Below are 20,478 nucleotides of genomic sequence, written 5' to 3'. Positions count from 1 at the left end.
GAGAAAGGATACATTCATGAGTTTCACCCGCATTAATGGGGTATTGCATGCTGAGCAATGTTCACTGCAACAGCTCGCAGAGCAATTTGGCACACCACTTTATGTTTATTCAAAAGCAACTTTTGAAAAGCATTATCTGGATATGGACCGTGCTTTTAGCTTTATCGATCATCAAATCTGTTTTGCGGTAAAGTCAAACTCTAATCTTGCGGTATTGAATGTATTGGCCAAGCAGGGTGCTGGTTTCGATATCGTGACTGGTGGTGAACTGGCTCGTGTCTTGAAAGCCGGTGGTGAGCCTTCAAAAATCGTATTCTCAGGCCTGGGTAAATCTGAAGCAGATATCAAGAAAGCACTGGAAGTCGGCATTGCCTGCTTTAATGTGGAATCTTATGCCGAGCTGGATCGTATTCAGAAAGTAGCGGCTGAACTTAAGGTTAAAGCGCCGATTTCTCTACGTGTGAATCCGGATGTTGATGCGAAAACCCATCCATATATTTCCACTGGTTTAAAAGAAAACAAATTTGGTATTCCATCAGATAGCGTATTTGATACCTATGCTTATGCAGCATCATTGCCAAATCTTGAAGTGGTCGGGATTGACTGTCATATCGGTTCGCAGTTGACTGAAACTCAGCCTTTTGTTGATGCGCTGGATCGTGTCATTGTCATGATCGACAAGCTAAAAGACATGGGCATCAACTTGAAACACATCGATATCGGTGGTGGTCTGGGTGTGACATATAAAGATGAAACACCGCCATCGGTTGAAGAATATGCCAATGCCATGCGTCCGGCTTTAGAAAAACTGGGCCTGAAAGTTTATATGGAGCCGGGTCGTAGTATCTCTGCCAATGCAGGTGTTTTACTGACCAAAGTGGATCTGCTGAAACCAACCAATCACCGTAACTTTGCCATCATTGATGCCGCGATGAATGACCTGATTCGTCCAGCTTTATATGAAGCATGGATGGATATTCAGTCTGTGACACCGCGTACAGATGTGGAAACAAAAGAATGGGATGTGGTGGGCGCGATCTGTGAAACAGGCGATTTCCTGGGCAAAGAACGCGAGCTTGCCATTAAAGAAAATGATGTACTAGCAGTTCTTGGGGCTGGTGCATATGGTTTCGTAATGAGTTCAAACTATAACAGTCGTGGCCGTGCTGCTGAAGTGATGGTGGATGGTGATCAGGCGCATCTGATTCGTGAGCGTGAAACGGTTGAATCACTTTGGGAACGTGAGCGTTTATTGCCTTAAGGAGACTGAATAATGTTGCTTGAATTTACCAAGATGCATGGCCTGGGCAATGATTTTATGGTGGTAGACCTGATTAGCCAGCGTGCTTATCTGGATACTCTCACTATTCAGCGCTTGGCAAATCGTAACTTTGGTGTGGGTTTTGACCAGCTCTTGATTGTTGAACCGCCTGATATTCCAAGTGCAGATTTTAAATACCGTATTTTTAATGCGGATGGTTCTGAAGTTGAGCAGTGCGGTAATGGTGTGCGCTGTTTTGCCCGTTTCGTGCATGAACGTCAATTAACGACTAAAACCAAAATCAAGGTACAGACCAAAGCTGGAATCGTGGAACCTGAACTTGGTGCCAATGGCTGGGTACGAGTGAATATGGGTTATCCAAAATTCCTACCTCAGGAAATTCCATTCGTGGCTGAAGAACCGGAAAATCTGTATGACATCGATCTGGCGGGTGGTGAGAAACTGACGATTGATGTGGTGAATATGGGTAATCCACATGCAGTGACGATTGTTCCGGATGTGTTGACTGCTGATGTGGCTAAAATTGGTCCACAGGTGGAATCTCATGTGCGTTTCCCTGCACGCGTTAATGCTGGATTTATGCAGATCATTGATGAAAAGCATGCCCGTTTACGTGTTTATGAGCGTGGTGTAGGCGAAACACTGGCTTGTGGTACAGGTGCCTGTGCTGCAGCAGTGTCTGGTATGCGCCGTGGTTTGTTATCTAGCAAGGTCGAAATTGAACTTGCGGGTGGTAAATTGCAGATTGAATGGAAAGAAGGTGATGTAGTCTGGATGACAGGTCCAACTGCCAATGTTTATGAAGGTCGACTGGACTTGCGCTACTTCCAGGGTTAATCCCACATTTATTTCTCTAAAAAGCACCGCACATAGTACGGTGCTTTTTTTATGATAGGATGAATTCCATATTTAATTGATATCACAACAGCTCTATGAATCAGCTTGTGTTTTTACCGGGTGCATCAGGCAGCCAAGGCTTTTGGCAGCCGTTGTTGGCTCATTTAAAAACAGATCAATCTACAAAAATATTGACATATCCGGGCTTCGATGGGGTAGAACCAAATTCAACTATTCAAAATCTTCATGATCTGCAGGAACTCATCACAGAGCAGATTGAGGATGATTCGATTCTGGTTGCCCAGTCCATGGGGGGAGTTCTTGCAGTTGGGCTTGCCCTCGAACATCCAGAGAAAGTCAAAGGACTGGTTTTATTGGCAACTTCTGGTGGTGTGGATCTATCACAGTTCAGTTGTGCTGACTGGCGGATAGATTATCGCGAGCAGTTTAAGGCTGTCCCTGATTGGTTTTTACAAGATCAAACTGAATTTAGCCTGAAACAGTTAAGCAGTCTTGAGATTCCTGTTCTATTGATCTGGGGTGACCAAGACGCTTTAAGCACCGTTCAGGTGGGGAAATGCTTAAAGCAAAATTTTAAACATGCAAATTTGCATATAATTCAAGGTGGGGATCATTTCTTTGCGGCGACTCATCCAGTACAGACCGCAGAACTGATTGAAGCCTGGCTGGAGTCAATTGAATGGAGCAAGTAATAAACCTTTCTGCAAAAGACTTGCTCGAAATCTGGCTCAAAGAACGTGAGATCCAGAACCAGTCTAAACATACCTTACAGGCCTATGAACGTGATGTGGCTGATTTTCTGGAATTCTGCGCAGTACAACAACTTGCACTCAATGATGTGGAAGCCACGGATTTACGCCAATTTCTGGCTGAAAAAGTCGAGCAGTACGGATTAAGTTCGAGTAGCTTGCAGCGGATGCTTTCTTCGATTCGCCAGTTCATGAAATGGGCAGAGCAGGCGCAGTATCTGGCATTTAATCCGGCTGATGATTTTCAGTTGAAACGTCAATCACGTTCTTTGCCGGGTATGGTGGATATTGAAACTGTGAACCAGATTCTGGACCAGCCGGCTCCAGAAACCGAAGCGCAGCAGCAAATGTGGTTGAGAGACAAGGCGATTCTGGAATTACTCTATTCCAGTGGTTTACGTTTGGCAGAAATTCAGAGCTTAAGAATCAAGGATGTTGATTTTAATCGTCAGCTCCTCCGTATTACCGGTAAAGGCAATAAAACCCGGGTGGTGCCTTTTGGTTCAAAAGCCAAAGATAGTCTGATGGAATGGCTAAAAATTTATCCGCTCTGGAATGGTGATTTTGTACCTGACGCGAATGTATTTATCACCCAAAAAGGCAATCCGCTCGGTGCACGGCAAATTGAAAACCGGGTCAAGTTTCAGGCGCAGCGTGCAGGGGTTAATGTTGACCTGCATCCGCATTTATTGCGGCATTGTTTTGCCAGTCATATGCTGTCGAATAGCGGTGATCTTCGTGCCGTTCAGGAAATGTTGGGGCATAGCAATTTGAGTACTACACAAATTTATACTCATATTGATTTTGATCGACTTGCGCAGATTTATGATCAGGCGCATCCGCGGGCACAGCATAAAGAATAGGAAAAATATAAAGTTTTCTTCCGCTTGTCGTATGATTAGGATTCATGGCATAAAACTTTCATGTATCATGCTCAAAATATGACCTGAACATACTGTTGGAAAGATATTTCACTATTGTCTTATTTTTCAAATGGCTGTTTTCGGATATAAGTATAAATAGTAATCAATTTTTAAAAGAAAATCAGCGATCTCGATACTGGAATTTTTATGGACACAGCAATTATCCCGGATATACAACAAAAGTATGCGCAGTTAAGCCCAGCTCAAAAAGACATGTTCGCGGGTTATGGTTTACGCCAGATCAAACATTTTGTTGAGATTAGCTTGCCCACTATTGAAGCCGTTCTCCCTGAAGGGGCAATCGTGCAAGGGATTAATGCAGAAGGGAAAATGCAGGCTTATAATCCTAAGATAGACCAGTATTATCTATGGATTTCTGATCTGCAATGGCAGACCACGCAGCGAGCCAGTAAAGCTGTTGACCTGAAAGAAGACGCGCTCGAAATTTGGAATATTTTCGATCTGAAGTCTTATGAATTGATTGAATTGAGTCATGTACATCGTGACTTTTTACAAGTTTAATGAACATGAAGGATGACTAAGGTCATCCTTTTTTATTGCTAAAATATTTTATAAATCATCCAGCGGTAACTGAAAACTTTGTTTAATAATCTGGCTGGGTAAATCTGTTTTGACACTGGTAATACCATTTTTCTTGGTCAAATGTGTGGACTGGAATTTACGGTAACTTTCCAGATCAGGCACCACAACTTTTAACATCGCATCACATTCACCCAGAATGATATAGCACTCCATCACTTGAGGCAGTTCTTTCATCGCCTCGATAAAAGTATCAATGGTTTCTGCATCCTGACCGACCAGCCAGATCCGCGAAAATAGGATCAACTGAAAACCAATTTTCTGTGAATCAACAATGGTCGTGTAATTCTGGATCACGCCCGCATCTTCAAGCAACTTTACCCGACGCAGGCAGGAAGAAGGGGATAGTCCAATTTCACGTGCCAGATCGTTATTCTGAATACGACCATTGGCTTGCAAGTGATGAATGATATTTTTATCAATTCGATCAAGTTTTACTCGCACAGACTTGGAAGATATTTTCATAAATTAGAATATAATTCGAAAAATAGTACTTATTATAAAATAAATTGAAAGCCTATTTTGTAAAAATTCGCAGATACTAATTCCACTTTCCGAAGATTTAAAGGAAAAGGAAATGTCTGTATTTGCACTTTTTGCACTAACCGTGCTTCCCCTGATTTTTACACCTGGACCAGATATGCTGTTTATCCTGTCTCAAGTGATGGGTAAAGATGCAAAAGCAGGCATGATGGCAACCATCGGGATCTGTTCAGGTTATCTGGTACATTCCATTTTGGTAGCAATAGGAATCGCAGCCATTATCGTGTCTTTTCCGGTATTGTTTGAGGCGATTCGCTGGTTGGGTATTGCTTATTTGCTCTATCTGGCTTGTAGCCTGTTGAAATCAGTATTTAGCAAAAATTCAATGAAAATTGAGAAAAAGACCAGTGCTAATCCAGTGAAAAAAGGCTTCTTTACGGCCTTACTCAATCCTAAAGGCATGCTGATCTATTTTGCGATCTTGCCGCAGTTTATCGATAAAAGCGGAAATACTGTAAGCCAAGGCTTAATTCTCTCTTTTATTTTTATCGGTATGATTTTCATTGTTTATTGTGCTCTCAGCATTCTGTTCAGCAGAATTACCCGCAATACACAAATTGATGAGCGTAAACAGAAATGGGTTGATGGCACCTCAGGCGGTTTACTTGCCCTTGCTGCAAGCTGGTTAATTATTAATTAAGCAATTGCGTATTTTAAAAAAGCATACTGCTCCCAGTATGCTTTTTTTATATTTATAGATTGATGACAACCCGATTTTTAGACCTACCTAACAAAATAAAGCGGAGTAAATTGAGCAGATATGTAGAATAAATCCTGATTAATTTCGCTTTATGTCCAAACTGACCAAAGCGGTCATTTTTAAATATAAGTCATTTTCCACAAATCTTAGGACGGATTTGTGCATTTAATAAGCAAAAATCAAAAGTTCTGATGTGTTTCATCAAATAAAAACATAATAAAAATCAAAGGTTAAATTTTATTAAATATTGATAAAATTCATTGTAATAAATCGATACGGATTAATTGTGAACGCATCGTTCAAGGAAAATTACGCATTTTTACAGCTCTTTGCTGAATTGTGACTTGACCGAAATGCCGTGCACATTGCAAGATAGGGCACCTAAAAAAATTTAAGTGAAGAGTTATTATAACTTTTCTCAACATTTACATTTGCTAAAACAGCCGAGGATTACATGAAGGCTCTTGTTGCTGTAAAACGTGTGGTTGATGCCAACGTTAAGGTTCGCGTTAAGCCGGACAACAGTGGTGTTGACTTAACAAACGTTAAAATGTCAATTAACCCATTCTGTGAAATCGCGGTGGAAGAAGCGGTTCGTTTAAAAGAAAAAGGAACTGTTTCAGAAATCGTTGTTGTTTCTATTGGTCCTAAAGAAGCTCAAGAACAAATCCGTTCTGCAATGGCGCTTGGTGCTGACCGCGGTATTCTGGTTGAAGCTGATGACAGCCAACTAGGAGCGCTAGAAGTTGCTAAAATTCTAAAAGGCGTTGTTGAAGCTGAACAACCACAATTGATCCTTCTTGGTAAACAAGCAATTGATGACGACTCTAACCAGGTTGGTCAGATGCTTGGTGCACTTCTAGGTGCAGGTCAAGGTACATTCGCTTCAGAAGTTAAAGTTGAAGGCGACAAAGTACAAGTGACTCGTGAAATCGACGGTGGTCTACAAACTGTTGAATTATCACTTCCAGCGATCGTAACTACTGACTTGCGTTTGAATGAGCCACGTTATGCAGCTCTTCCAAACATCATGAAAGCGCGTAAAAAACCGCTTGATACCAAGTTACCTGCAGATTTCGGTGTAACTACTACAACCAAACTGAAAACAGTAAAAGTTGAATCTCCTGCAGAGCGTAAAGCTGGCGTACAAGTGAAGTCTGTAGACGAACTTGTAGAAAAATTGAAAAACGAAGCGAAAGTGATCTAATACAGAAGGATAAAAATCATGAGTATTTTAGTAATCGCTGAGCACGACAACAAAGCACTTAACGCTGCTACTTTAAACGTTGTTGCTGCGGCGCAAAAAATCGGTGGTGATATCACTGTATTGGTTGCTGGTTCTGGCGCTCAAGCAGTTGCTGATCAGGCAGCTAAAGTTGCGGGTGTAAGCAAAGTTTTACTTGCTGACGACGCTGCTTATGCAAACCAACTGGCTGAAAACGTAGCAAAACTGGTTGCAGAATTAGGTAAAGGCTATAGCCATATTCTTGCTGCTTCTACTACAACTGGCAAAAACATTCTGCCACGCGCTGCTGCACTTCTTGATGTCAGCATGATCACAGACATCATCGCTGTTGATTCTGCAAATACATTCAAGCGTCCGATCTATGCAGGTAACGCGATTGCAACTGTTGAGTCTTCTGAATCAGTAATCGTTGCAACTGTTCGTGGTACTGCATTTGATGCGGTTGCTGCTGAAGGTGGTTCTGCTGCGGTTGAAGCTGCTGCTTCTACTGGTGATGCTGGTATTTCTAAGTTCATTAATGAAGAAATCGTTAAATCTGAACGTCCTGAATTGACAGCTGCTCGTATCGTCGTTTCTGGTGGTCGTGGTGTAGGTTCTGGTGAGAACTACCACAAAATCCTTGATCCACTAGCTGACAAACTTGGCGCTGCTCAAGGTGCTTCACGTGCTGCAGTTGATGCTGGTTTCGTTCCTAACGATATGCAGGTTGGTCAAACTGGTAAGATCGTTGCACCTGACCTGTACATCGCTGTAGGTATCTCTGGTGCGATCCAGCACTTGGCAGGTATGAAAGAATCTAAAGTGATCGTTGCGATCAACAAAGATGAAGAAGCTCCAATTAATGCAGTAGCAGACTACTGGTTAGTAGGTGACCTGAACACTGTAATTCCTGAATTGGTTTCTAAAATCTAATTTCTGAATCAGTTTCAAAAAAACGCTCCTTTAGGAGCGTTTTTCTTTTTTTTTAATCTAAATAATTAATCTAACTAACAAGTCGTCCATTTCTGACTCGAAATTTTGGTTATTGTATATTTTGTGTTAATATTAAACTTTTATTAAGCTTGCCATTTGGCGGAGTATCCGTGAAATTTGATTTTCAGTTACCAGTCAGTATTTTGGTAATGATGATCTGCTGTTTGATTTTCCCTTTTCTCCCGAGTTTGCACCTTCCTTTGTTAGGAGGTATGACGGTTACAGCAGTTGAGTCAATTCAAGCATTAATGTTGTTTAGTTTTGCCGTATTTAGTTTTTTCTATATCCGTCCATTTGAATTAAGTAAAGGTCAAAAACAATTTTGGCTCTGGTCAGTTGCATGGTGGATTATGCTGTTTGGTAGAAGTACCAGTTGGGGACGTGACTATTTCCCGGAAGTGCCAAAAATCTATTTCCGTGGTATTTCGGTTCTTGTGATTGCACCCGTGGTGTTTATGCTGTTTTTAGCACCTTTGCGTCAAGAAATTGCTTATAAGTTTAAGCATGTATCACTTCCAATTTGGGCACTCATATTAGCTTTCATTGGCTTGCTGATGTCTGATGGCATTGAACATAATCGGTTTTTTATTCATTTTATTTTTACAGATTTTATCTATAAAGATTTGATGGAAGAACTATACGAATTTCCGCTTATTATCGGCTTATTCCTGGTCGCTTATCCATTAATGAAGCAAGATTGTGCTGTGACAAAATCAACTAGTCAGGTCATAGCTGAAGATGATTTGTCCGATATAGATTCTAAACTTCATATTTAAGTGACTTGCTTTTTTGAAGAAAAAAATGAACCTCTGCAAGCAGAGGTTTTTTAATATCAAAATATTGTGAAGTGATTAAAATTTCTACTAAAAATCCTGTGGATAGTTGGGGCTGAAACAGGTAAATTTAGCCTAGATTATGCTATACTGTACGACTAAATTTTAATATTGGTTCAGCTTTTTTTTGAGCCAATTTATAGCTGGATTTACGACATATAAATGCAAGCCAAATCTGGCTTGTAGAATAAGGAGTATGCATGAGCGTATCGGAAATTAGACCGATTGCCATTGAGGATGAACTCAAGCACTCGTATTTAGACTATGCAATGAGCGTGATTGTTTCACGTGCCTTGCCGGATGTACGAGATGGTCTAAAACCTGTTCATCGTCGTGTGCTTTTCGCAATGCACGAATTGGGCAATGACTACAACAAAGCTTACAAAAAGTCTGCCCGTGTTGTAGGTGATGTCATCGGTAAATATCATCCACATGGTGATTTTGCTGTTTATGAAACCATTGTCCGTATGGCTCAGGACTTTAGTCTGCGCTACCAACTGGTTGATGGTCAAGGGAACTTTGGTTCGATCGATGGCGATAGCGCTGCGGCAATGCGTTATACCGAAGTTCGTATGCGTAAGCTAACCCATGAATTACTGGCCGATCTGGAAAAAGATACAGTTGACTGGGAAGATAACTACGACGGTTCTGAGCGTATTCCGCAAGTCATGCCAACTCGTATTCCGAACCTGTTGGTGAATGGTGCGGCTGGTATTGCAGTCGGTATGGCGACCAATATGGCGCCACACAACATGACTGAAGTAGTGAATGCGTGTCTGGCTTATGCAGATAATCCAAATATCAGCATCGAAGGTTTGATGGAATACATTTCCGGTCCAGATTTCCCAACGGGCGGTATTATTTACGGTAAATCAGGTATCGTGGATGCCTATCGTACCGGTAAAGGCCGTTTGCATATTCGTGGTAAATATCACTTTGAAGAAGATGCCAAATCTGGCCGTACTACGATTGTCTTCACAGAAATTCCTTATCAGGTCAACAAAGCGAAAACGATTGAACGTATCGCCGAGCTGGTCAAAGAGAAAAAACTTGAAGGCATTTCTGAACTTCGTGATGAATCTGACAAAGAAGGGATGCGTATTGCGATTGACCTGAAGCGTGGTGAAAATGCTGAAGTCATCGTCAATAACCTGTTCCAGAATACACAGTTAGAAAATTCTTTCAGCATTAACATGGTTTGCCTGGACAATGGCCAGCCGAAATTGATGAATCTGAAAGACATCATCGCTGCGTTTATTCGTCACCGTCAAGAAGTCGTGACACGTCGTACTATGTACGAACTGCGCAAAGCACGTGAACGTGGTCATATTTTAGAAGGTTTAACCGTTGCTCTGGCAAATATTGATGCCATCATCGAAACCATTAAAACTTCTGCCAACCCGGCTGAAGCGCGTGAGCGTTTACAGGCAGGCGAGTGGGCAGCAGGCGGTGTAGCAGCCTTGCTCGAAAAAGCGGGTGCTGTTTCTGTACGTCCTGATGAAATTGAAGGTGAAGATCCAAACCGTCCATTTGGTATTGATGGCGATGTGTATCGTTTATCTCCGACTCAAGTCAACGCGATTATGGAATTGCGTTTACACCGTTTGACCGGTCTTGAGCAGGATAAACTTCAAGCTGAATATTCTGAAATCTTAGGTCAAATTGCTGAATACACAGCCATCTTAAATGACTTCAACTTATTGATGAACGTGATTAAAGAAGAGCTAGCGCTAATTCTTCAGCAATATGGCGATGCGCGTAAAACAGATATCGTTGAGTCTCGTATCGACTTCTCTCGTGAAGACCTGATTCCTGAAGAACAAATGGTTCTTACGGTTTCAAAAACTGGTTATGCGAAAACTCAACCATTATCTGACTATGCTGCGCAACGTCGTGGCGGTCGTGGTAAGTCTGCAACCAGCATGAAAGAAGACGATTACATCCAGCACATGGTTGTAACATCGAACCATGCTACGGTACTTTGCTTCACCAATGTCGGTAAGGTTTATCGCCTGAAAGTTTATGAGGTGCCACAAGCTTCGCGTGGTGCCAAAGGTCGCCCAATGGTGAACTTGTTGCCGCTGGATGACAACGAAACCATTACTGCTATCTTGCCAGTGATTGATGCACCGAAGAAATTCAAAGAACGTCTGGCTGACTTCAAGGCATTTGTGAAGACCAATGCTGCCCAGCTGCAAACCAATGAAGTGATCAATAGTCACTTTGCGGCACTAGAAGCTGCTCTTGCTGAATCTGAAGATGGTGCAGATGATATTTCTGATGCACTGCGTGTTCAATTGAAAGAGCTTGGTTTAGCACTTTCAACCACTGATCTTGATGCTGACATCATCAATGACTTTGCACAGCAAGCCGAAGCTGTTCGTAAGAACTTCTATGTGTTTATGGCGACTGAGTACGGTACGATTAAACGTGTAGAACTGGAACAATTCTCGAATGTTCGTTCAAACGGTTTACGTGCGATTGAACTGAATGGCGATGACACCTTAATTGGTGTTGCGATTACTGACGGTGAACAGCAAATCATGTTGTTCTCGAACGAAGGTAAAGCAATTCGTTTCGCAGAGACTGACGTACGTTCAATGGGTCGTTCAGCCAAAGGTGTACGCGGTATGCGCGTGACCATCGGTGCTTCTCAGGTTGAAGATGCAGAAGATGCAGATATTGAATCTGATGATGAAGATGCAACTGAAGCTAACTTCATTAGCCGTATCGTATCTCTAGTGGTGGTACCTGAAACCGGTGAAGTGCTGTGTGCTTCTGCAAATGGTTATGGTAAACGTACCCCGGTAGATGACTTCCCAACCAAGAAACGTGGCGGTAAGGGCGTAATTGCGATTAAGACCTCAGAACGTAACGGTGAGCTGGTCGGTGCAGTTGCGATTGACGCATCTAAAGAACTGATGCTAATTTCTGATGGCGGCACTCTGGTTCGTACCCGTGCTTCTGAAGTGGCACAGACTGGCCGTAATGCACAAGGTGTTCGTCTGATCCGTCTGGCTGAAGATGAAAAACTGGTGGGTGTGGAAGCGATTGAAGCAGTTGAAGATGAGTTGGAAATATTGGAAGATATTGAAAATACTGAATCTGCAGCTGATGATGTAACTGATGCACAAGCAGCTGAAAAAGATGATGACAATACAGTAGAGGAATAAGTTCTGCTACTGATGAAAAAGGGCGCTTCGGCGTCCTTTTTTACACATCGGCTAAATGAGAGATAAATAATGAAAACCAGATTGATGCTTTTGACCGCAGCTATTGCACTTAGTGGCTGTAATAATGCAATGGACAGTATGCCCGATCCAAGCCCTGAGCAGGAAAAGGCTGCGCAAGTAGCTTATGAAGACCTGCGTGATGGAAAATATGACGAGTTTTTAGCTCAGCTTGAGCCTAAGTTGCAGGCAGAGTTTCAAAACAATGAAAAAATCATGAAGCGTTTTTCACGTTCAATTCCGCAAGGTGAATATAAGTCCAAGACTATCATGAGAAAGAACTTAGAGGAAAATAACGGCAAACCAAGTGAATACAAGGTGAGTTATGAAATTGCCTATCCAAAAAATCTGGTTCAGTATGATGTGAGTTTTGACCGGCCGAATGGCAGTACTAAAATCCGCAATTTTAATATTCAGGTATTTGGTGAATAATTTTCAATGCGAATAGCCTGAGTAAATCCAGATTTAAGAACGTGGGCGTAGCCGATAATAGCCTAAGACCATACAGATGATGCCGATCACCAATAGATAAGCAAGCTTTCCTAGAATCATATAAGTGGGCACACCCATCTGATTGAGTTGAATAAACATCTGCACGATTTGGGTCGAAGGTAAGGCTTGCCCAATAAGTTGGACCCAGACTGGCATGGCAGCATGTGGCCAGGCGACTCCTGAAAGCATAAAGAGCGGAATCGAAGTAAAAACAATGATATGACCGGCGCGTTCTGGCATGTCCAGAAAGCTGGCAAACAGTACTGTGATACCAATCATGCAGAATACAAAGATGGGTACAGCGAGCAGCATCCCCCAGAAATTTCCGCCACGGGGATAATCAAAATACCAGAAGGTAAATCCAAACAGGTAATAACAACCTAAACATCCAATGGTCAGAATTGCCAAGCTGAGGCCACTTAAGGTGGTCAGATTAATCACCTGTTTATTTTCCCGATACATTGCAATCAGCATGCTCAGTCCCAGAAAAATAGTCTGATGAATAATCAACGGTGCAACAGCGGGAAACACATAGCTGCCATAGCCAGAGAGTGTATTAAATAGTGGAATCTGGTGAATGGATAGGGCAGGAGAGAAGTGTGAAATCTCGCTAAAGCGTTCAGCATATTCACTTAAGGTATTTTCTACTGAAGAGACCAAGCCCAAACCAATCTGTTTGGTAATTAAAAAGTTAGCAGCACTTAAGTACAGCCCAATCCCGCCATTTTCACCATGCCGGATAGATTGAGAAAGATTATCTGGTAATAATAAAATCCCGTCGGCTTTTTGAGTTTCCACCCAGTGTTTAGCTTCAGCAAAATTTCCAGTCACCGCCTTAATCTCTACATTCGGGCTTTGGCTGACATGACTGATAATGGTATTGGTTAAAGCACTTTGCTCTTCGTCGACAATAATAATCGGCAAGGCTTCTGCCTGTTCTGCCTTATATGCGGTCGGATAAAAAAAACTGTAAAACAGAACCGATAAAATCAGTGTGGTAAAAATACTGGTATTGCTAATAATGTCTTTAAAAGTTTGGCAATAAGCTTTCCAGAGTGATTTCATGCTGACACTCCTTTGGCTGTTTTTTTGAGAAAGGTATAGGCCAGCACAGCATAAAGCAAGACATAAATGATGAGTACGAATATCGGTTGCAGTGAAAGATAGAGCGGACTGCCAATCACCCATTGCTCCGTCTGTAATTTGGCATAGGGTGTATAAGGAATAATATTGGCCCAGAACTGGGTGAATAGTGGAGCATTATTAAGAGGTAAAGTTACCCCAGCAAAACTGAGCGATGAACCACCATAAACTGCTAGTAGACCAAAAGATTTGGTTAGGTCCTGAGTAGCCAGAACCACAGCACTACTGATAAAGGCATAGGCACTATAGAACAGTATTTGAGCCAGAAGAATTAGCCATAATGACCCGGCAATAAACCAGCCGCGAATTTCGACCAGCCAAAACATCCAAGCCCAAGTCCAGAAACAAAAGATTGCTACATAAACCAGATTTTTTGACAGTAGTGCCGACCACAAGTTTTGTTGGGCAATCCAATGACTAACGGTATGTCGTTTAATTTCCTGACCCACAGCAAAAGCTACACAGCAACATAATAACAAGTGCAAAATTGCTGGCACCATGTAAGGTTCCAGATAAAATTCATAATTCAGCTGCGGATTATATAGTGGGGAAATTTTAATGTTCGGTGTCGGTGCATCCAGATAGGGGAGCGTGTTGCCTAGATACTGCTTACCAGTAAATTCAGCCAGAGCCTGCAAGGTACTCAATAACATGGCTGAAGAAATGGTATTACCGATACTGAAATAGCTCTGGTTGAAAGCAATACTAATTTCAGCATCCTGAGCTTTGACCAGTCGCTGCTCGGCTCCGGCAGGAATATGAATATAACCCCAGATTTTATTCTCGTTTAATAACTTTTCGATTTCGACTGTTTGATCAGAAACAGTATGCACTTGTAGAGTATGATTCAAAGATAAATGATCATAAATCTTGCTGCTCAGGCTACTTTGATCCTGATCAATAATGGCGATTGGTAGATGATCCGGTTTGCCTTTGGCAAACATGCTACCAAGTAAAATCAGAATACAGGCAGGGGCGAGCAGGACCAGAGCCAGATCCCATTTTTCTCTGCATAAATAGCGTATTTCACGCTGAATACCCGCCCAGAATCCAGATGCCATTTATTTTGGCTCTTTTAATTTAAACAGCACGCTCATCCCGACTTTTAGCTCAGGCATTTCAGTGACTGGCACAAGATGAACTTTAAAACTGCGGACATCATAACCACCGGTTTGGCGCGTGGTTTTAATGGTGGCAAATTCACCTTCAGCACTAATATTTTTTACTTTAAAAGTGGCTGATTGATTCAGTGCCGGAATAAAACCTTCAAGCTGTTGCTGTTTACCTAAAGCGGCATATTGGTCTTCACGAATATTCAGGCTGATCCAGCGTTCTGCCGAGATCAGGCTGACCACTGGCACTGCGGTTGCCACCAGCTCAGTGGTATTTCCATAGGTTTTGGAGACGGTACCATCAATCGGTGCCAATAATTCAGTTTCTGCTTCTAGTGCATTGGCTTCGGCGACTGCTGCACGGGCTATATCGACCTGAGCATCTGCTGAACTTTTCTGTTCTGGTGTACTGCCGCGTTTAGCCCGGGCATATTGCTGATAAGCAGCTTCGGTCATTTGGGATGCAGATTGTGAAGCTGCAAACAGTTCATCTCGGCGCTGGCGGGAAATGACGCCTTCCTTAAATAGATTGGCTCCACGTTGATAGGAAGTTTTAGCGAGTTGCTCCTGTGCTTTTAGTGACTGCCAGTTGGCATACAGAGAAGCGATATTTTCTTCCTGAGAACCACGTTCTGCGGTGGACTGAAGTGCTAATGCAGACTGTAAAGTGGCTAAAGCCTGCTGCTTTTTCGCCTCAATTTCAGGACTATGCAATTTTACCAGCGCCTGACCTTTCTTGACGTTATCGCCTTCCTGCACATAAATCTTTTCAATCCGACTTGGAACTTTGGTGGCCACTTGAACGGTCTCTGCCTCAACCCGGCCTTGTAGCTCGATTTCTTTGGGTTGATAAGTTTTCCATAGGCCAAACCCAATCAAAGCAAGAATGACTGGAATCAGCCCTAAAAGCAGATATTTTTTGTGCGATTTTTTTTCTTTGCTTTCAGGATTACCTGGCTCTGATTCACTGTAATTGATTTCTGAAGCCGTTTTATCAACAGGATGTTCTGGCTTTTGCTCATCTGTCATGTCTGGCTCCATTAACGAATATAGTGGGTGTTGGCATGTTGCATATAGTTTGGAAATTCCACAATTGAGCCATGGCTCTGTAATAAGGTCGCAAGAGATATCACATATTTATAAGCATTTAATGCCATTTCTGCTTTTAAACTGCTGAGCATGTTTTGGGCATCGATGACCTGAGTGGCTGTCCCGACATCTTCCTTAAAGGATAACTCCTGAATACGCAGATTTTCCTGAGCTGCTTTCAGATTCTGCTGAAGTAGAGCATCACTTTGCTGGGCGCTGACTGCTTCACTAAATGATTTATAAATCAGGTTTTCAATCTCCTGTTGGGTACGCGCCGTCATGAGTTCAGCGGCATAGCGTTTCAGCTCAGCAGCCTGAATATTTTTATTTTTATCAATGCCTGAGAACAGGTTATAGCGTGCAGCTACACCCACAATCCAGTTTTGATGTTGATCCAGGCTATATTCACCAAACGCAAAAACATTTGGCTTTTTAGCGGCCTGCTGGGCTTTGACATTGGCTTTGGCCAGTTCGGTATCCATCTGCATTTTTTTGATCAGGGGAGAGTTCTGACTAAAACTGCTGAGCAGAATATTCACATTTTGTGGTTCAGCACGATTCACAAACAAAGGTGTGCTTAGCTCGGTGATATTGCTATCCAGCAACAGATTATTTAGCTGAAATAGGGCAGCATTCAGATTGGCTTGGGCATTTTGTTGTGCGCGTTCAGCATTATTGCGTGCCACTTCGAACTGCATGCGTTGACCTTTACTGATAAAACCCTGCTGTTCCAGCTTCAGAGCATTACGATAATGTTGTTGCATGGCATTTGAATTAAAAAGTGCCGCATCCAGTAACTGTTTTTGTAGCTGCACATTGAAGTAGGACTGAATTAGTTCAAAACGCTGCGTATCCTGTTGCTGCTGATTACTAAGTTCGCTACGTCCTGACTGAATATTGGCAATTTCTTTGGCGTTACGGGTGAGGCCTCCGGTATATAGTGGCATCATCACGGAAACAGTGGGACGAATCACCTGATCTTCAAGGACTACATTAGACGTATCCGGAATCAGACCAACTCCGCTATGAATAGTATTGTTAAGTCCTTCACGCAGTGGATCAGTAATACCTGCAGGTAGATCCACACCATTACTGGCTTCCCACTCATTAAGCCGGCCATTCACGCCTTGAGAGAGTGAATTTTCCAGATTATTTTTAAACTGCTTTAATGGAATATCGACTTCACTATGAAAGGCATAGGCACGAACATTCAGGTCAACACGAGGTAGGCCAATACCTTTGACAGCTTCTGCTTCAAGTTTTGACGCTTGCTCCAGACTTTGAAAAGCCTGGCTACTATAGGAACGTTGCAACAATTGTTGTTCTGCATCCTTAAAGCTGATGCTTTGTGCATAAGCAAAACTGCCATACATCATAGATGCAAGCACAGTCAGACCCCAGCAGACACATTGTTTATTTTTCTTCATATTCATAAAGTGGTAATGTAAAAGTCACATTAATTCAGTCTAAGCTGCATTATAAATCAAGTGCTTGCAGTGCAGGAATGGGTTAAGTTGTAGTATTGTTGTAATTTGAAACAATTCACTTCTCAAGTTTCAAGCTGATAGTTCTATGTCACTCTAAAACTTGAGCCGAGTTTAACTTCATTTTTCAATTATTTTATATTAGCGGCCGATTCAACATCTTCTAAGCATTGGATGAGATTGAATATTTTTAGCTGTACAATTTCTCATAAATGAAATCACCGAGTTAGAACAAAAAAATCAAAGATATTCAAATTATCCCTTGAATCTAGATTGGTTTTTTGACTCTATCTTCATTCTTGGATAGAAATAATTTTGTGCAAGCGGCGTCCAGATATGGTTAAATGCCATCATTTTATTGTGTTTCACTCTGAAAGGAAAAATCATGCGCGCGTACAACTTCTGTGCTGGTCCTGCTGCATTACCTACTGCCGTACTTGAAAAGGCTCAAGCTGAAATGCTTGACTGGCAGGGCAAAGGTCTTTCGATCATGGAAATGAGCCACCGTAGTGCAGACTATGTTGCAGTTGCGGAAAAGGCAGAAGCAGACCTTCGCAAACTCATGAATATTCCTGAGAACTATAAAGTACTGTTCTTGCAGGGTGGTGCATCTTTGCAATTCTCGGCAATTCCATTGAACTTGCTGGGTAAAAACAACAAAGCTGACTATATCCGTACCGGTATCTGGTCTGAAAAAGCATTGAAAGAAGCTAAACGCTATGGCGATATCAATGTGGTTGAAGCAGGCATTAAAACTGAAGATGGTAAATTAGCGATTGCTGATCAAAGCACATGGAATCTTTCTGATGATGCCGCTTATGTGCATTATGCAGATAACGAAACTATTGGCGGTCTGCAATTTGCCCATGTGCCAGAAACTGATAAGCCACTCGTATGTGATTTTTCTTCAAGCATTCTGTCTGCACCGATTGATGTTTCTAAATTCGGTCTGATCTATGCCGGTGCGCAAAAGAATATTGGTCCTGCAGGTTTAACACTGGTTATTATCCGTGAAGATCTGCTTGATCAGGCAAAACCTGAAATTCCAAGCATCCTGAAATATGCAGATCAAGCGAAAAACGGTTCGATGGTCAACACACCATCAACTTATGCATGGTATCTATCTGGTCTGGTATTTGAATGGTTACTGGAACAGGGCGGTGTAGACGCGATTCATAAAGTGAACCTGCAAAAAGCTGAATTGCTTTATGGCTATATCGATTCTAGCGACTTCTATGCAAATCCGATTGCCAAAGAAAACCGTTCAATCATGAACGTTCCATTTACCTTGGCAAATCCTGAACTTGAAAAACAGTTCCTGCAAGAAGCAAAAGAAAACCATTTGCTTAACCTTGCCGGCCACCGTTCAGTAGGCGGTATGCGTGCCAGCATTTACAATGCCGTACCGTTAGAAGGTGTACAGGCATTGGTAAACTTCATGGATGACTTTGCTAAACGCAATGCTTAATTCCTGAGAATTAAAAAACCCGGCAATTGGCCGGGTTTTTTTATCATTTAATTCGGGTTAAAAAACAAAGTTATGTAAGATATAGCCGCAAATGAGCATACCCAATACGAAAAATAGGCATGACATCATATCAAGCTGATAACGCGAGCCAAGATGATGCTCAACCTGCTGTAAATTTTCTTCTTGAACGATTTTCATAGATATTTATTATCCGATCTATTTATCGTAAATGATTATTTGTTGATCGTATTTTTACCATAAAAAATTGATTAAATAAAGTCCATTCTTAACTAAACTTCATAAAGTATTAATTTTATTTAAATAACTGGCCTCAATATATTCATAAAAATAGAACTATTATATTAAGTCATTATTTTTATAATGTTTTTAATATGATTATTCAGTTTAAGATAACATTGAAAATGAATTTATTTGAATTTAAATCTGTGGATAAATCTATTTTTAATAAATTCAAAATCCATTAATTCTGATTTCAATTGTGGATAAAAAATAATCAGAATTGAGAGAATATCGCACTAAAATAAATAAAAAACAGGAGACTCATATAAAAATATGAGCCTCCGATCTGGATATTCAGCTTAAGCTGCTTTTCGATAGATATTGGCCTGAATCCACAGATTGCCCCGAATATATTGACCAATCTGGAAATCTTTATGCTTGTCATTGCGGGTGGCTACACGGATCAAGGTAGCCGGCTGGCCTTCATCATGAATCAGGGTAACATCATAGAGCATGTAGTCCTGATCCATAAATTGCATTGAAGTTTTACCGACAATATTGCCCTGGAACCAGGCTTCATCTTCCTGACCCATGGTCTCACCATAGAGATAAGCGACCATTTTGGAGAAATCAACCGTTACCGGTTCTTTGTCTTCTTCAGATTTCGGCTCCCAAGCATCGATCTGTTCCTGTAAATTATCCGGTGCAACACCATTATTTTCCGCAAGAATTGCATTCAGGGCACGGTGATGTTTGATAGAGGCAGGATCATCCACGACTAAATGTTCATGGTCAGTCACCACTTCCAGTTCATAAGCCCAGGCATTTAAGTTGACGATATAAGACTGGTCTTTTTCATAATGCGACCGGTTGACGCTGTACAGCGTATCAAAGGCATAGATGATATTGTTGGCACCCAGATTGAGACGCAACACAGCTTGGGTGTCGGATTTACAAGAAATAATCCGGTCAATCGTGGCTTTCACCTGGTAGGGACTGTCAAAACCCGGAAATGCGGTTTTCACAGCCTGTGGCTTGTTATTTTCTACGGCAATCACTTGGCTTAACTGTACCGCAGCTTTGCTCGGTCCCTGAATCAGCCAGGTGGTTTCATCCATATCGCATTCTTGTGTACACAAGCCCATCGGCATTACAGGTGCATCAAGGGCTTTGCCTAACCATTGAGGAACATCTGTGCCTGGGTTTTCAGTAAGCAAGGTCCAATGTTCGACATGACTACCGAAATTCTGATCATCAATAGTGATGATCTCTGGGCTATTCTGTTTTTTCATATGCACAATTGATCTTGGATGACTTATTTATAGTTAATCGAGGGTCATTGCGATTTTTCAAGTCACTCGAATGAATTTAAAAATTAAAATGCAAATCATGTGAAGTCAAATATTTTTCTAGTTGTGAGTGGCTGACTCATTTAATACGGTTGAGTTGAGTATTTAAATACCAGGATATTCAGAGAAAGAGCGTTTTTAAGCATCAACCTGCATTCTCTGATT

Annotated in this window: 18 protein-coding genes; 12 read left to right on the top strand and 6 right to left on the bottom strand. The window is 41.8% G+C overall.

Going from position 1 to position 20,478, the window contains the following annotated elements; all coding sequences use genetic code 11:
- The first annotated feature begins 16 nt into the window (after nucleotides 1-16).
- The 5 genes from lysA (at nucleotide 17) to O4M77_RS10050 (ending at nucleotide 4,334) form a co-directional block, all read left to right on the top strand.
- A complete protein-coding gene (gene lysA / locus O4M77_RS10070; RefSeq protein WP_159124420.1) occupies nucleotides 17-1,261 on the top strand; it encodes a diaminopimelate decarboxylase in 1,245 nt (414 codons plus the stop codon).
- Between the two features lie 12 nt (nucleotides 1,262-1,273).
- Nucleotides 1,274-2,119, top strand: a complete 846-nt coding sequence (gene dapF / locus O4M77_RS10065) for a diaminopimelate epimerase (RefSeq protein ID WP_004784684.1) — start codon at nucleotides 1,274-1,276, stop codon at nucleotides 2,117-2,119.
- 95 nt (nucleotides 2,120-2,214) lie between these two features.
- Nucleotides 2,215-2,832 (top strand): alpha/beta hydrolase, encoded by a 618-nt coding sequence (locus O4M77_RS10060; protein WP_323713435.1) that lies wholly within the window; start codon nucleotides 2,215-2,217, stop codon nucleotides 2,830-2,832.
- Between the two features lie 29 nt (nucleotides 2,833-2,861).
- Entirely contained in the window at nucleotides 2,862-3,752 is an 891-nt protein-coding gene (gene xerA, locus O4M77_RS10055) for a site-specific tyrosine recombinase/integron integrase (RefSeq protein WP_416359254.1), read from the top strand.
- A gap of 207 nt (nucleotides 3,753-3,959) precedes the next feature.
- Nucleotides 3,960-4,334 (top strand): hypothetical protein, encoded by a 375-nt coding sequence (locus O4M77_RS10050; protein WP_323713433.1) that lies wholly within the window; start codon nucleotides 3,960-3,962, stop codon nucleotides 4,332-4,334.
- 48 nt (nucleotides 4,335-4,382) lie between these two features.
- On the opposite strand, the gene O4M77_RS10045 is transcribed toward O4M77_RS10050, so the two are convergent.
- Nucleotides 4,383-4,877 carry an Lrp/AsnC family transcriptional regulator gene (locus O4M77_RS10045; RefSeq protein ID WP_005236726.1) on the bottom strand — a complete coding sequence of 165 codons (495 nt, stop codon included), beginning with the start codon at nucleotides 4,875-4,877 and terminating at the stop codon, nucleotides 4,383-4,385.
- 112 nt (nucleotides 4,878-4,989) lie between these two features.
- On the opposite strand from O4M77_RS10045, the gene O4M77_RS10040 reads away from it, so the two are divergent.
- The 6 genes from O4M77_RS10040 (at nucleotide 4,990) to O4M77_RS10015 (ending at nucleotide 12,368) form a co-directional block, all read left to right on the top strand.
- Nucleotides 4,990-5,595 carry a LysE family translocator gene (locus tag O4M77_RS10040; protein ID WP_180069118.1) on the top strand — a complete coding sequence of 202 codons (606 nt, stop codon included), beginning with the start codon at nucleotides 4,990-4,992 and terminating at the stop codon, nucleotides 5,593-5,595.
- 514 nt (nucleotides 5,596-6,109) lie between these two features.
- Complete coding sequence (locus tag O4M77_RS10035; protein ID WP_323713432.1) at nucleotides 6,110-6,862, top strand: electron transfer flavoprotein subunit beta/FixA family protein; 753 nt, start codon at nucleotides 6,110-6,112, stop codon at nucleotides 6,860-6,862.
- An 18-nt stretch (nucleotides 6,863-6,880) separates the two neighbouring features.
- Nucleotides 6,881-7,813 (top strand): electron transfer flavoprotein subunit alpha/FixB family protein, encoded by a 933-nt coding sequence (locus tag O4M77_RS10030; RefSeq protein WP_125278450.1) that lies wholly within the window; start codon nucleotides 6,881-6,883, stop codon nucleotides 7,811-7,813.
- 170 nt (nucleotides 7,814-7,983) lie between these two features.
- A complete protein-coding gene (locus O4M77_RS10025) occupies nucleotides 7,984-8,649 on the top strand; it encodes a hypothetical protein (protein ID WP_323713431.1) in 666 nt (221 codons plus the stop codon).
- Nucleotides 8,650-8,906: 257 nt separating this feature from the next.
- Nucleotides 8,907-11,879 (top strand): DNA gyrase subunit A, encoded by a 2,973-nt coding sequence (gene gyrA, locus O4M77_RS10020; protein WP_323713430.1) that lies wholly within the window; start codon nucleotides 8,907-8,909, stop codon nucleotides 11,877-11,879.
- Between the two features lie 69 nt (nucleotides 11,880-11,948).
- Nucleotides 11,949-12,368 carry a DUF3887 domain-containing protein gene (locus O4M77_RS10015; protein ID WP_323713429.1) on the top strand — a complete coding sequence of 140 codons (420 nt, stop codon included), beginning with the start codon at nucleotides 11,949-11,951 and terminating at the stop codon, nucleotides 12,366-12,368.
- A 33-nt stretch (nucleotides 12,369-12,401) separates the two neighbouring features.
- Here the strand turns inward: O4M77_RS10015 and O4M77_RS10010 are convergent, their stop codons facing one another.
- Genes O4M77_RS10010 through O4M77_RS09995 form a run of 4 tightly spaced genes read right to left on the bottom strand, consistent with a single transcriptional unit; the run spans nucleotide 12,402 to nucleotide 17,205 of the window.
- A complete protein-coding gene (locus O4M77_RS10010) occupies nucleotides 12,402-13,493 on the bottom strand; it encodes an ABC transporter permease (RefSeq protein WP_323713428.1) in 1,092 nt (363 codons plus the stop codon).
- Nucleotides 13,490-14,632 (bottom strand): ABC transporter permease, encoded by a 1,143-nt coding sequence (locus O4M77_RS10005; RefSeq protein WP_323713427.1) that lies wholly within the window; start codon nucleotides 14,630-14,632, stop codon nucleotides 13,490-13,492. Before O4M77_RS10005 ends, O4M77_RS10010 begins: the two co-directional genes overlap by 4 nt.
- Nucleotides 14,633-15,712, bottom strand: coding sequence for an HlyD family secretion protein (locus O4M77_RS10000; RefSeq protein WP_323713426.1), 1,080 nt, complete (start codon nucleotides 15,710-15,712; stop codon nucleotides 14,633-14,635).
- An 11-nt stretch (nucleotides 15,713-15,723) separates the two neighbouring features.
- The gene (locus O4M77_RS09995) at nucleotides 15,724-17,205 is read right to left on the bottom strand and encodes a TolC family protein (protein ID WP_323713425.1); all 1,482 of its coding nucleotides are present in this window, start codon (nucleotides 17,203-17,205) and stop codon (nucleotides 15,724-15,726) included.
- Between the two features lie 436 nt (nucleotides 17,206-17,641).
- On the opposite strand from O4M77_RS09995, the gene serC reads away from it, so the two are divergent.
- On the top strand, nucleotides 17,642-18,724 hold the full coding sequence (serC, locus tag O4M77_RS09990; RefSeq protein WP_166137710.1) for a 3-phosphoserine/phosphohydroxythreonine transaminase: 1,083 nt from the start codon (nucleotides 17,642-17,644) through the stop codon (nucleotides 18,722-18,724).
- Between the two features lie 599 nt (nucleotides 18,725-19,323).
- Here serC and O4M77_RS09985 read toward each other — a convergent pair.
- Nucleotides 19,324-20,256 carry a hypothetical protein gene (locus O4M77_RS09985; protein WP_159124053.1) on the bottom strand — a complete coding sequence of 311 codons (933 nt, stop codon included), beginning with the start codon at nucleotides 20,254-20,256 and terminating at the stop codon, nucleotides 19,324-19,326.
- Nucleotides 20,257-20,478 lie beyond the last annotated feature (222 nt).

The organism is Acinetobacter sp. YWS30-1 (genome assembly GCF_033558715.1).
GTDB lineage: Bacteria > Pseudomonadota > Gammaproteobacteria > Pseudomonadales > Moraxellaceae > Acinetobacter.
Note: the sequence above shows the minus strand (reverse complement) of the source record. Positions and strands in the feature narration are given on the sequence as shown.